The organism is Vreelandella aquamarina, from assembly GCF_020075495.1.
Lineage (GTDB): Bacteria > Pseudomonadota > Gammaproteobacteria > Pseudomonadales > Halomonadaceae > Vreelandella > Vreelandella aquamarina_A.
In genome coordinates this window covers 1-12,082 of the sequence record NZ_JABYQT010000015.1, presented here as the reverse complement: position 1 = coordinate 12,082, position 12,082 = coordinate 1, and the positions used below count along the sequence as shown (strand labels likewise).

Annotated in this window: 9 protein-coding genes and 1 rRNA gene; 9 read left to right on the top strand and 1 reads right to left on the bottom strand. The window is 59.1% G+C overall.

Translation table 11 applies throughout. From position 1 onward, the window contains the following. Positions 1–156 precede the first annotated feature (156 nt). The 4 genes from HW452_RS16085 (at position 157) to pstB (ending at position 4,851) form a co-directional block, all read left to right on the top strand. Complete coding sequence (locus tag HW452_RS16085) at positions 157–1,167, top strand: substrate-binding domain-containing protein (protein WP_224107116.1); 1,011 nt, start codon at positions 157–159, stop codon at positions 1,165–1,167. Positions 1,168–1,269: 102 nt separating this feature from the next. After that, the gene (gene pstC / locus HW452_RS16080) at positions 1,270–2,649 is read left to right on the top strand and encodes a phosphate ABC transporter permease subunit PstC (protein WP_224107115.1); all 1,380 of its coding nucleotides are present in this window, start codon (positions 1,270–1,272) and stop codon (positions 2,647–2,649) included. A 6-nt stretch (positions 2,650–2,655) separates the two neighbouring features. Continuing rightward, complete coding sequence (gene pstA, locus HW452_RS16075) at positions 2,656–4,014, top strand: phosphate ABC transporter permease PstA (protein WP_224107114.1); 1,359 nt, start codon at positions 2,656–2,658, stop codon at positions 4,012–4,014. Between the two features lie 21 nt (positions 4,015–4,035). Then, on the top strand, positions 4,036–4,851 hold the full coding sequence (gene pstB, locus HW452_RS16070; protein WP_425348118.1) for a phosphate ABC transporter ATP-binding protein PstB: 816 nt from the start codon (positions 4,036–4,038) through the stop codon (positions 4,849–4,851). A 61-nt stretch (positions 4,852–4,912) separates the two neighbouring features. Here pstB and HW452_RS16065 read toward each other — a convergent pair whose 3' ends face one another. Next, positions 4,913–6,100 (bottom strand): acetyl-CoA C-acyltransferase, encoded by a 1,188-nt coding sequence (locus HW452_RS16065; RefSeq protein WP_224107113.1) that lies wholly within the window; start codon positions 6,098–6,100, stop codon positions 4,913–4,915. Positions 6,101–6,239: 139 nt separating this feature from the next. On the opposite strand from HW452_RS16065, the gene HW452_RS16060 reads away from it, so the two are divergent. The 5 genes from HW452_RS16060 to HW452_RS16040 form a co-directional block, all read left to right on the top strand. Next, entirely contained in the window at positions 6,240–6,803 is a 564-nt protein-coding gene (locus HW452_RS16060; protein WP_224107112.1) for a TetR/AcrR family transcriptional regulator, read from the top strand. Positions 6,804–6,997: 194 nt separating this feature from the next. Further along, on the top strand, positions 6,998–8,668 hold the full coding sequence (locus HW452_RS16055) for an AMP-binding protein (protein WP_224107111.1): 1,671 nt from the start codon (positions 6,998–7,000) through the stop codon (positions 8,666–8,668). Between the two features lie 19 nt (positions 8,669–8,687). Continuing rightward, positions 8,688–9,455, top strand: coding sequence for an SDR family NAD(P)-dependent oxidoreductase (locus HW452_RS16050; RefSeq protein WP_224107110.1), 768 nt, complete (start codon positions 8,688–8,690; stop codon positions 9,453–9,455). Between the two features lie 206 nt (positions 9,456–9,661). Next, positions 9,662–11,467 (top strand): acyl-CoA dehydrogenase C-terminal domain-containing protein, encoded by a 1,806-nt coding sequence (locus HW452_RS16045; RefSeq protein WP_224107109.1) that lies wholly within the window; start codon positions 9,662–9,664, stop codon positions 11,465–11,467. A gap of 521 nt (positions 11,468–11,988) precedes the next feature. Beyond that, positions 11,989–12,082, top strand: a 16S ribosomal RNA gene (locus HW452_RS16040); the annotation flags it as partial.

Here is a 12,082-nt window from a genome sequence, read left to right as displayed (position 1 = left end):
AACGGCAACTGCCATTGTGTCTGAATCATCAAGATTTTTATGGCTGTCACATTTCTGCAATCCTTTGTGTGCACACTCCTCGATGTGAACGGCCAACGGGCCAATTATTCCGGTAGGCAGTAGCTGGCCGGATATCAAACCAGAGGGGAACACAACGTGAAAAAGCATGCGCTAAGTGTTGCAGTCGTCGCCGGTCTAGCCGCCTGTGTTTCAACCGCCGCCATGGCGCGCGATACCATCCAGATTGCGGGATCTTCTACCGTACTGCCGTTTGCGAGTATCGTCGCCGAGGAATTTGGCAACACTTATGCTGAGTTCAACACGCCGGTGGTTGGCTCTGGTGGCTCAAGCGGCGGCCTGCGCCAGTTCTGTCAGGGCGTTGGCGAAAACACCATCGACATCGCCAATGCGTCACGTCCTATTCGCAGTGGTGAAATCGAAAGCTGCGCCGAGAACGGCGTCAACGAAATTCTTGAAGTGAAATTCGGCTATGACGGTATCGTGTTCGCCTCACGCCTTGACCGTGCCGAGTTCGCCCTGACGCCCGAGCACGTCTTCAAGGCGGCCGCGGCCCAGCTGCCCCAGGATGGCGAGCTGGTGGACAACCCCTATACCCGCTGGTCTGAAATCGACTCGAGCCTGCCGGACCAGGAAATCGTGCTGGTCATCCCGGCCTCCAACCACGGCACTCGTGAAGTCTTCGAAGAGAAAGTGATTCACCCCGGTTGTGATACCGTGGCGGAAGTGGAAGACGACGCCTGTAACAACCTGCGTGGTGATGGCCGTATCGTGGAAATCGCCGGCGACTATACCGAAACCCTGGCCCGCCTTGACGCCCAGGAAGACGCGGTAGGTGTATTCGGTCTGAGCTTCTACGACCAGAACCGTGACCGCCTGCAAGTGGCGACCGTTGATGGCGTAACGCCCAGCCTGGAAACCATTGGCTCTGGCGAGTATCCGGTTTCCCGTCCGCTGTTCTTCTACGTGAAGGGCGAGCACCTGGATGTGATCCCGGGCCTGGCCGAGTACACCGAATTCTTCCTGAACGACATGACCTCTGGCTACGGCAGCCCGCTGGAAGACGCCGGTCTCATCCCGATGGATGAAGAAGAGCGCGCCGAAGCGCTTGAGAAGTTCGAATCACGTACAGTTGCTACCGCCGAGTAAGCTGAACGGTTCAGGCTTTTACGTTAATCAGGTCTGTTTTCACGCCGGCATCGCAGCAGTGATGCCGGCGTTTAAACGTAGCAAGTCAAAGGCGGAGAAATAATGAGCAACCTTGCCTTGATAGCCACGCTGCTGGTAATGATGGCTTTGGCATACCACCTGGGCTTGACCCGCAGTCGCGCGGTTGCGGCAGAGCACGATGTACGAATGCATTCGCGCCCCGGTTATTACGGCGTGCTGGTCGCCCTGTGGTGTGGCCTGCCGGCACTGGCCATTTTTCTGCTGTGGTCCTTTCTGGCGCCACAGCTGATCGACATGCTGGTTACCCAGCAGTTGCCGGCCGACCTGGTCGCCGGACTCAGTGATCGTGAATTGCAAACTGTCCTGCGTCGTGTGACGGCGCTGGCCGATGGGCGGGGAGTGGCCGGGGGCGGGAGCCCTGAGGAGCTTGACGCCGCGGCGCACATGGCAAGACTTCAAACCATTGAAAACTTCAGTCTGGTTGCCTTGATGGCGGTGCTGGTCGTGGTGGGGTTGATCGTTGCTCGGCGGCGCATATCCCCCAACTGGCGTGCCCGTAACCAGGTCGAGCGGGTCATCATGGTCGCCTTGGCGGCAAGCTCCGCGGTGGCCATCTTTACCACCATCGGTATCGTGCTTTCCATGCTGGGGGAAGCGCTCAAGTTTTTCAGCTTCATAAGCCCCGTCGAGTTCTTCTTCGGCACGACCTGGAACCCGCGATTCAGTACCTCCGGGTCCAGCAATCAGGGCGAGTTCGGCCTGCTGCCGCTGCTCTGGGGAACGATGATGGTGAGCATCATTGCGCTGCTGGTGGCTATCCCCGTGGGCTTGATGACCGCTATCTACATGGCCGAGTATGCGCCGCCCTGGCTACGTAACGTGGCCAAGCCGGTGATCGAAATACTCGCGGGTATTCCGACCATCGTTTATGGCTTTTTTGCCCTGATCGTGGTGGGGCCGTTCCTTTCCAGCCTGGGGGATCTCATCGGGATCAATATCCGTACGACCAGCGCCCTGACGGCGGGGCTGGTCATGGGCATCATGATCATTCCATTCGTTTCCTCGCTGTCTGACGACATCATCACCCAGGTACCAAAATCGCTGCGCGATGGGGCGCTCGGCCTGGGGGCGACCAAGTCGGAAACGATTCGCCAGGTGGTACTGCCTGCGGCGCTTCCCGGTATTGTGGGGGCCTTCTTGCTGGCTGCCAGCCGGGCTATCGGTGAAACCATGATCGTGGTGCTGGCGGCTGGCAATAATCCTGTACTGCATGCCAATCCCTTCGAGGCTGTCTCGACCATTACCGTGACGATCGTCAACCAGTTGACCGGCGACATGGATTTTGCCAGCCCCCAGTCGCTGGTGGCTTTTGCCCTCGGCCTGACCCTGTTTGTCATTACGCTAGGGTTGAACGTCATCGCACTGGTTGTCGTGCGTAAATACCGCCAGCAATACGAGTAAGTGACCATGTCCATATCGATTGAACAGCGTCGTCAGCACCGGCTCATGACGATTGAAAAATCGCTGGCGAAGCGGCACCGCAAGGAGAATGCCTTCCGGCGGATGGGGCTGCTGGCGGTCGTTACCGGCATGACGCTGGTGGCCATTCTGTTTGTCAGCATTTTGATGCGCGGCGTACCGGCCTTCTGGCAGGCGACGTTCTATACCGATGTCTACTTTGACCCGGAAGTGATACAGCTCGAGCCAAAACCCGAGCGAGAACGTGGCGAGAGCCAGTTTGACTTCAACGAGCGCTACTCCCAGTGGCTGACTCGGGCGGGACTGGTGAACTGGCAGACGCTGATCGACAACGCGTTGGAAGAGGCGCTGGGTGAAGAGGTCGAGCCGCGCCAGTTGCGCGACCTGCGCGCGCTGGTAACCTCGGGCGAGCGCTACGCGCTGCGTGATCGCTTCATCGAAGACCCTTCACTGCTGGGCCAGACCGTCGAGCTCAAGATGCTGGCAAGCGCTAACGTGGACGTCTGGCTCAAGGGCAACATCAGCCGTGACCTGCCTGATGCCCGTCAGCAGCTCAGCGCGCAGACCCGTGGGTGGGCCGATCAGTTGGAAGAGCAGGGCGTGATTCGCAATGCGTTCAGCACGTCGCTGTTTCTGAATACCGATTCGCGCAGTTCGCTGGCCTCGGCGGGCCTGGCCGGTGCCTTCATGGGCTCGCTGTTCATGATGATAGTGGTGATTGCGCTGTCCGTGCCTCTGGGGGTTTCCAGCGCCATCTATCTGGAAGAGTTTGCCCCCAAGAACCGACTGACCGACCTGATCGAGATCAATATCAACAACCTCGCAGCGGTGCCCTCCATCGTCTTTGGTCTGCTCGGGGCATCGATCTTCATCGGCTATCTGCGCCTGCCCTTGTCGGCGCCGTTGGTGGGGGGGCTGGTGCTGACGCTGATGACCCTGCCGACCATCATTATCGCGACCCGGGCATCGCTGCGCTCCATTCCGCCTTCCATCCGCCAGGCGGCGCTGGGCATTGGCGCGTCAAGGGTGCAAACGGTATTTCATCATGTGCTGCCCCTGGCGCTGCCCGGTATCCTGACCGGCTCCATTCTGGGCGTGGCCCAGGCGCTGGGCGAAACCGCGCCGCTTTTGCTGATCGGCATGAATGCGTTTGTGGCCAACGTGCCGGGAACGCCGCTTGAACAGTCGACGGCTCTGCCGGTTCAGATCTACCTATGGCAGGGCAACGAACTGCGTAATTTCTTTGAAGCACGCACGTCGGCGGCCATCATTGTGCTGCTAGGCTTGATGCTGAGCTTGAACGCACTGGCGATCTGGTTGCGTAAAAAATTCGAGACGAGGTGGTAAGTGAATATTCCTGCACAACCCATGGCGACATCTTCGGTAAGCGTTGGCAGCGGTGAAAGCCGTGTGAGCAAGGCCAAGGACAAGGTGAAGATGAACGCTCAGGGCGTCAAGGTCTTCTACGGTGATGCACAAGCCATCAACGGCATTGATCTGGATATCTATGAAAACGAGGTGCTGGCATTCATCGGCCCCTCGGGCTGCGGCAAGTCGACGTTTCTGCGCTGCCTGAACCGCATGAACGACACCATCGATATCTGTCGGGTAGAGGGCAAGATCACGCTGGACGACAACGATATCTACGCGGCGGACCGTGACGTGGTACTGCTGCGCGCGCAGGTGGGCATCGTGTTTCAGAAGCCCAACCCGTTTCCCAAGTCGATCTACGAAAACATCGCCTACGGACCACGCCTGCACGGGCTTGCCCGGCGCAAGGCGGAGCTTGATGACATCGTCGAGAGCAGCCTGCGCCGCGCGGGACTCTGGGACGAGGTGAAGGATCGTCTGGACAAGCCCGGCACAGGGCTGTCCGGCGGCCAGCAGCAGCGGCTGTGCATTGCGCGTACCGTGGCGGTCAGCCCGGATGTCATTCTGATGGATGAACCGTGCTCCGCGCTGGATCCGATTGCCACTGCCAAGGTGGAGCAGTTGATCGATGAGCTGAGCGAGAGCTACACCATCGTGATGGTGACCCACAACATGCAGCAAGCCGCGCGGGTAGCCGACCGCACCGCGTTCTTCCACATGGGTGATCTGGTAGAAGTGGACAGCACCGACCAGATATTTACCAACCCGCAGGATCAGCGCACCCACGACTACATTACCGGCCGTTTCGGCTAGTACCTGCAAGGCCCCTCTAACCCCGGCTGGCCTTCATGCCTTGTCCTGCCAGCCGGGCGGATCAATCGATCAGTTCCACCGCTACTGCCGTGGCTTCACCGCCGCCGATACACAGGCTGGCGATACCCCGTTTACCGCCTTTGGTACGCAGTGCGTGAATCAGCGTGGCGATGATGCGCGAGCCGGTCGAGCCGATGGGGTGGCCTTGGGCGCAGGCACCCCCGAACACGTTGACCTTTTCGTGGGGCAAACCCAGGTCATCCATGGCCATCAGCGTCACTACCGCGAAGGCTTCATTGATCTCGAACAGGTCGACGTCGCTGACGTGCCAATCGAGCTTCTTCATCAGCTTTTCAATCGCGCCTACCGGGGCAATGGTAAATTCGCTGGGATGGCGCGAGTGGGTGGCGTGGCCGAGCATTCGGGCCAGCGGTTTGGCGCTCACGCGCTCGGCGGCGTGCTGGCTTGCCAGAATCAGCGCCGAGGCGCCGTCAGAAATCGAGCTCGCGTTGGCTGCGGTAATCGTGCCGTCTTTGGCAAACGCGGGGCGCAGTGCTCGGATCTTGTCCAGTTTTGCCTGAAACGGCTGCTCATCGTGCTCGACCAGCGTTTCGCCTTGGCGAGTGGAAACCATGACCGGGGCCATTTCGGCTGCCAGATGTCCGCCGTTCGCGGCCGTCATGGCGCGCTCAAGCGAAGCAATTGCGAAATCATCCAGGCGCTCGCGGGTGTAGCCGCGCTGTGTGGCGATATCCTGAGCAAACACGCCCATCAGCTTGCCGGTTTCTGCATCCTCGAGCCCATCGAGAAACATGTGATCCTTGAGCTCGCCATGGCCTAGCCGGTAACCGCTACGGGCCCTGGTCAACACGTGGGGGGCATTGGACATCGATTCCATGCCGCCAGCCAGCAGAATGTCGCCGCTGCCGACCTTGATCAGATCGTGAGCCAGCATGGCGGCCTTCATGCCCGAGCCGCACAGCTTGTTGATGGTGGTAGCGCCAATGGCATCGGGAATTCCCGCCTGACGCATGGCCTGGCGGGCAGGCCCCTGCTTTACACCGGCGGGCAGTACGCAGCCCATGATGCCTTCATCGATGGCGCCGGGTTCGATGCCGGCTCGTTTGATGGCTTCCTTGATGGCCACCGCGCCCAGCTCGGCGGCGCTCATGGTGGAAAGGCTGCCCATCATGGCGCCCATGGGGGTACGAGTGGCGGCAAGAAACACGATATCGTTCGCGCTGCTCATGAGCTGACTCCTTCAGATTTATTATGCTTATGACATGAAGTGGTGGTGTGACGTCACCAGCGATGCGTTGACCCGCTGCCGGGGCTGTGGTTTTCTCCTGAGTAACCAAGCAAGCGCTAGTGTGAATGATATGAATGTAATGAATGAATCACCTCGCCGCAAGGAGCTCACCCGACTGGCGGCCCAGCTGTTCGTTCAGGAGGGTTTCGATCGCACCACTGTGCGCATGTTGGCTCAGGAAATGGGCATCAAGTCAGGCAGCCTGTTCCACCATTTCAAGGACAAGCAGGAAATTCTGGCCGCGGTGATCGAAGAGGGCACCCAGAATGCCCTGGCCATTGCGCGTCAATCCCTCAAGCGCTGCGGTCCGGACCCTGAGGCGCGTCTGCGGGCAATGGCGCGAGCGCATCTAAAAACGCTGTTTACTGATCGCAACGCGCATGTGGTGGCACTGTTCGAATGGCGCCGGTTGGATCCGGCAGCCAGTGCTCACCTCAGTCATCTGCGCGATGCCTACGAGACGCTGTGGGTAGAGGTAATCGATGACGCGCTGCGTGCAGGGTTGATCCACGGTGATCGCTTTCTGGTATCGCGCTTTGTACTGGGCGCACTGAACTGGACGGTACGCTGGTATGACCCCAATGGGTCGCGCGCCCCGGACGACCTGGCCGATGAGCTGGTAGGCATGATCATGGCGCGCTAGGCGCTGTGGGGCTTCCCGCTACCAACGTATAACGCATAAACAGGGCGCGTCGCTTGCGCTTCCTGCCATTTGCTTTTAGCGTTGAGAATTATCGACAGGGTTACGTTAACGTAAGCTGAAAGAATGAATCTAGGGTTAGATGTTGATCTCCCGCGTTGCAGATTGCTCACTACCAACAATACAAGAGAGCCACCATGACAGCGACAACACGACCGCTTCCCGGCTATGCCGACTACCTTGACCGCTTTTCCATCGATCAGGTGACATCGACGCTTGATGACCATCAAGATGGTCAGCTCAATGCCTATGAGGCGTGCTGCGGGCGCCACGTGCGTTCCGGGCGTGGCGAGGGGCTGGCGCTGGTTCATGAAGATACCCACGGGGAAATCCATACCCTGACCTATCGCGAACTGGACGAGCAGAGCGCCAGGCTGGCGGGCTGGCTGCTGGCCCAGGGGCTCGAGAAGGGCGATCGCATTGCCTGCATGCTGCCCCGTTCAAAAGCGCTGTTGGTGGCCGTGCTGGCGGTCTGGCGAATAGGGGGCGTATACCAGCCGCTATTTACCGCCTTCGGCCCGGACGCGGTGGACTATCGGTTGAGCCGGGCAGATACCCGGCTGGTCATTACCGATCACGCTAACCGCTACAAGTTTGATGGCCTGAGCCAGTGCCCGCCGATACTGAGCGTGGGCGGGGCAAGCCGTGAACACCCTGACGACCTGGACTGGCAGGCGGCACTGGCGCATGCACCCATGAGCGAGAAACCGCCCCGGCTTGCCCCGTCAGCGCCTTTTTTGCAGATGTTTACCTCCGGCACCGTCGGTAAACCCAAGGGCGTTGCGGTGCCGCTTTCAGCGATGACCGCGTTTGCGCTGTATATGGAGCTTGCGGTTGATTTGCAACAAGAGGATCGCTTCTGGAACATGGCCGACCCCGGGTGGGCCTACGGGCTTTACTACGCCATTGCCGGGCCGCTGCTGCTGGGCGTTACCACGCATTTTTGTGAGGCAGGCTTTAGCGCTGAAGGAGCACTTGCCTTCATGAAGCGCCACGGAATCACCAATTTTGCCGCCGCGCCGACGGCATACCGATTGATGAAAGCTTCAGGACTGTTTGATGATGCCCATCGGACGCTTGATTTGCGTGCCGCAAGTTCAGCGGGCGAGCCGCTGAATACCGAGGTGGTCAACTGGGTCGAGAAGTCATTGGGCTGTTCGGTCATGGACCATTACGGGCAGACTGAAACGGGCATGACCTGCAACAATCATCACGCTCTCGAGCATCCCAAGCATGTCGGCGGCATGGGCATGCCGCTGCCCGGCTATCGCCTGGCGATTCTGGATGCCGAGTACAACGAGCTGCCGCCTGGGGAGCCTGGTGTGCTGGCCGTGGATATCGAGCGCTCGCCTGCGCATTTCTTTCAGGGTTACACCTGGCAGGAGAAAGACCCCTTTGTGAACGGCTACTACCTGACCGGCGATGTGGTGGTTTGCAACGCGGATGGCACTTTCCAGTTCGCCGGTCGTGACGACGATATCATTACCACCGCCGGCTATCGGGTAGGGCCTACGGATGTGGAGAATAGCGTCATGACCCACCCGGCGGTGGCCGAGTCTGCAGCAGTTGGCCAGCCCGATGACATTCGCGGCGAGGTGATCAAGTCCTACATCGTCCTGCGCGATGGATATACGCCGAGCGACGAACTGGCAGAGGAGATTCGCCAGCAGGTGCGCGAACGCCTGTCGACTCACGCGTTCCCGCGAGTGATCGAGTTTGTCGATGAGCTGCCCAAGACCCCCAGCGGCAAGATTCAGCGCTTCAAGCTACGCGCTCAGGCGGCCGATCAGGTTCGCCACATACCGTAATTCATCAAGGAGAGCTGCAATGCAGGTAAAGGATCGTACGTTCTTGATTACCGGCGCCGCCTCGGGGTTGGGCGCGGCCACCGCTGAACGTCTGGCAAAGGCGGGTGCCAGGGTGATGTTGTGTGATCTGAATGAAGAAGTAACGACGCTTGCCGAGCGTCTGGGCGAGAGTGCCCGAGCCTGCCGAGTGGATATCACCTCGGCCGAGCAGATGCAGCAGGCGTTCGATATGGCCGTTGCCCTGAGCGAAGAGCAAGGGCTTGCCGGCGTCGTTCACTGCGCGGGAGTGGTCAGCGTTGCCAAGCTGGTGGACCGTGAAGGCAGCCCGGCTGATCTGGAAGCCTATGCAAGGACCATCCATATCAATCTGGTAGGTACGTTCAATGTGATGCGCCTGGCAGCGGCGGCCATGGCGAAAAATACGCCAGCGGATAGCGGCGAGCGTGGGGTGATCATCAATACCGCCTCCATTGCGGCGTTTGATGGTCAGGTAGGGCAGTGTGCCTATAGCGCATCCAAGGCAGGGGTGGTGGGCATGAGTCTGCCCGCGGCGCGAGAGCTTTCACGGCATGCCATCCGCGTGATGGCCATTGCTCCTGGCGTGTTTGAGACGCCCATGATGAGCGAGATTCCCGATGAAGCGGCTCAGGCGCTTGCTGCTGCCGTGCCGTTTCCCAAGCGCCTTGGCAGGGCCCAGGAGTTTGCCCAGCTCGCCGAGCAGATCATTGCCAACCCAATGCTTAACGGTGAGGTGATTCGCCTGGACGGCGGTATTCGTATGCAGTAGCTGAGCGCTGCACGACGCTCAAGGCTAGCCTGCCCAGTGGGCGGGCTTTTTTATAGCCGGTGGCTTCGACTAAAGAATGGCGCTTCAGGTCGGTTATATTCAAACGCTCGCTTGACTCGCCTGACGGGGCGCGCTAATTTTCAAACATGTGTTTGAAAGCCTGTGAAGCGTTCCGGCTTTCAGCCCCCCAGTTCAGGAGAAGTGCAATGCCCAGCTATCAGGCCCCCTTGCGCGATATGCGTTTCGTCATGGACGAAATGCTTGATTATCCCGCCCACTACGCGGCCCTATCCAAAGATGACGATGCGTCGCCGGATGTGGTGAGCGCGATTCTGGAAGAAGGCGCGCGCTTTGCGCGCGACGTGTTACTGCCGATCAATCAGAGCGGCGACGCTGAAGGCTGCCGCCTGGAGGGTGGGGAAGTAAAAGCGCCTAAAGGGTTCAAGGAAGCCTATCAGCAATATGTAGAAGGCGGCTGGCCTAGCCTTGCGGCTGACCCGGAGCACGGTGGCCAAGGGCTACCGCACTCACTGGCCATGCTGCTTTCGGAAATGATCTGCGCTACCAACCTGGCCTGGGGGATGTATCCAGGGCTTTCCCACGGCGCAGCCGACGCCCTGCGTCATCACGGCACCGATGAGCAGAAGGCCACCTATCTGACCAAGCTCGTTGAAGGCGTGTGGACCGGTACCATGTGCCTGACCGAGCCGCACTGCGGCACCGACCTCGGCTTGATCAAGACCCGCGCGGTACCTGCTGAAGGCGACGCTTACGCCATTACCGGTACCAAGATCTTCATCTCGGCGGGTGAGCATGACCTGGCCGAGAACATCGTTCATCTGGTGCTGGCGAAACTGCCCGATGCGCCGGAAGGCTCCAAAGGCATTTCACTGTTCGTCGTGCCCAAGTTCATGCCGGATGCTCAGGGTAACGTGGGTGAGCGTAACGGTGTTACCTGCGGTTCGCTCGAGCACAAGATGGGAATTCACGGTAACGCCACCTGCGTCATGAATTTCGACGGTGCGACCGGTTACCTGGTTGGCCCGCCCAACAAGGGGTTGGCGTGCATGTTCACCATGATGAACGCTGCCCGCCTTGGCGTGGGTATCCAGGGGTTGGGGCTGATCGAAGCCAGCTTCCAGAATTCGCTGAGCTATGCCCGTGATCGCCTGCAAATGCGTGGACTCTCCGGTAAGCAGGCGCCGGACAAGCCCGCTGATCCGATTATCGTTCACCCTGATGTCCGCCGGATGCTGCTGACCCAGAAGGCCTTTGCCGAAGGTGGCCGCATGCTGGTGCTGTACGCCGCGCAGATGCTCGATATCGTGGAGCACGGCCAGCCCGGTGAAGAGCAGGAGCGTGCCGAAACGCTGCTCGGGCTGCTGACGCCCATCGTCAAGGCGTTTCTGACGGAAGTAGGGTTTGAAAGCACCAACGAAGGTGTGCAGATCTTTGGCGGCCACGGTTTCATCAAAGAGTGGGGCATGGAGCAGCTGGTGCGCGATGCGCGCATTACGCGCCTCTACGAAGGGACGACTGGCATTCAGGCGCTGGACCTGCTGGGCCGCAAGGTGCTGATGAGTCAGGGTGAATCGCTCAAGGTCTTCACCAAGGAGATCCACAAGTTCTGTAAGGCTGAGGCTGATAACCCCGCCCTCAAGGAGTTCGTCGAGCCGCTGGCCAAGCTCAACGCTGAATGGGGTGAGCTGACCATGGGTATCGGCATGAAGGCGATGCAGGATCGCGAAGAGGTGGGGGCGGCAAGCGTCGATTACTTGATGTACTCCGGCTATGTTGCGCTTGCCTATCTTTTTGCCCGCGCCGCCAAACAGGCATCCGTTTCGCTTGAAGGTGACGACAAGGCGTTCTATACCGCCAAGCTGAATACAGCGCGCTTCTACTATCAACGGCTGCTGCCGCGCACTCAGGCACACGCGCAGATGATCAAGGCGGGAGCGCAAAGCCTGATGGCGATCTCCAGCGAAGACTTCGGCCTGGGGTTTGAAATCTAGTAAACGCTTTCTGATCGGTGGTTTGCGGCAGGTTCTCTTCTCATGAAGATGCCTGCCGCCTTTTTTATTTTAAAAAAGCGCTTGCACAACCGGCAATGAATCCGTAAAGTACGCATCCGCTGCCGGGGACGCCCAGCGTTACCAGCGGTGAGTGAAGGTGAAAACCTTCGGTTTGTCAGTTGGTTAGCGGTTTTGGATGCGGCAGGTTTTACATCGAAAACAACGCCCTTGACAAACACCAGGAAATGCGTAGAATACGCCTTCCTCGCTGAGGCAAGCGGCTCCGGTCATCGAGCCAGGTATTGATAGGTCTCCAGCGAAACAGCTCTTTAACAATTTGATCAGGTAATTCATGTGGGCGTTTGCCGATGAGGGTGACAAGTCACCAAATATCAAGGCAAGCGACACATCGATACTTTTTATCTTTTTATTAAGTATCACAGTGAATTCGTTTGAACCTTGAGCCAAGTTTGATCCGCTTTTGTTGTCTTCGGGCAGCACGTAAGGATCACAATGATTTTAAACTGAAGAGTTTGATCATGGCTCAGATTGAACGCTGGCGGCAGGCTTAACACATGCAAGTCGAGCGGTAACAGGGGAAGCTTGCTTCCCGCT

What these genes read in the sequence shown, in the direction of transcription:
- pstC (WP_224107115.1), top strand. Translation starts at nt 1,270, where the DNA reads ATGAGCAACCTTGCCTTGATAGCCACGCTGCTGGTAATGATGGCTTTG.
- pstA (WP_224107114.1), top strand. Translation starts at nt 2,656, where the DNA reads ATGTCCATATCGATTGAACAGCGTCGTCAGCACCGGCTCATGACGATT.
- pstB (WP_425348118.1), top strand. Translation starts at nt 4,036, where the DNA reads ATGGCGACATCTTCGGTAAGCGTTGGCAGCGGTGAAAGCCGTGTGAGC.
- HW452_RS16065 (WP_224107113.1), bottom strand. Translation starts at nt 6,100, where the DNA reads ATGAGCAGCGCGAACGATATCGTGTTTCTTGCCGCCACTCGTACCCCC.
- HW452_RS16060 (WP_224107112.1), top strand. Translation starts at nt 6,240, where the DNA reads ATGAATGAATCACCTCGCCGCAAGGAGCTCACCCGACTGGCGGCCCAG.
- HW452_RS16055 (WP_224107111.1), top strand. Translation starts at nt 6,998, where the DNA reads ATGACAGCGACAACACGACCGCTTCCCGGCTATGCCGACTACCTTGAC.
- HW452_RS16050 (WP_224107110.1), top strand. Translation starts at nt 8,688, where the DNA reads ATGCAGGTAAAGGATCGTACGTTCTTGATTACCGGCGCCGCCTCGGGG.
- HW452_RS16045 (WP_224107109.1), top strand. Translation starts at nt 9,662, where the DNA reads ATGCCCAGCTATCAGGCCCCCTTGCGCGATATGCGTTTCGTCATGGAC.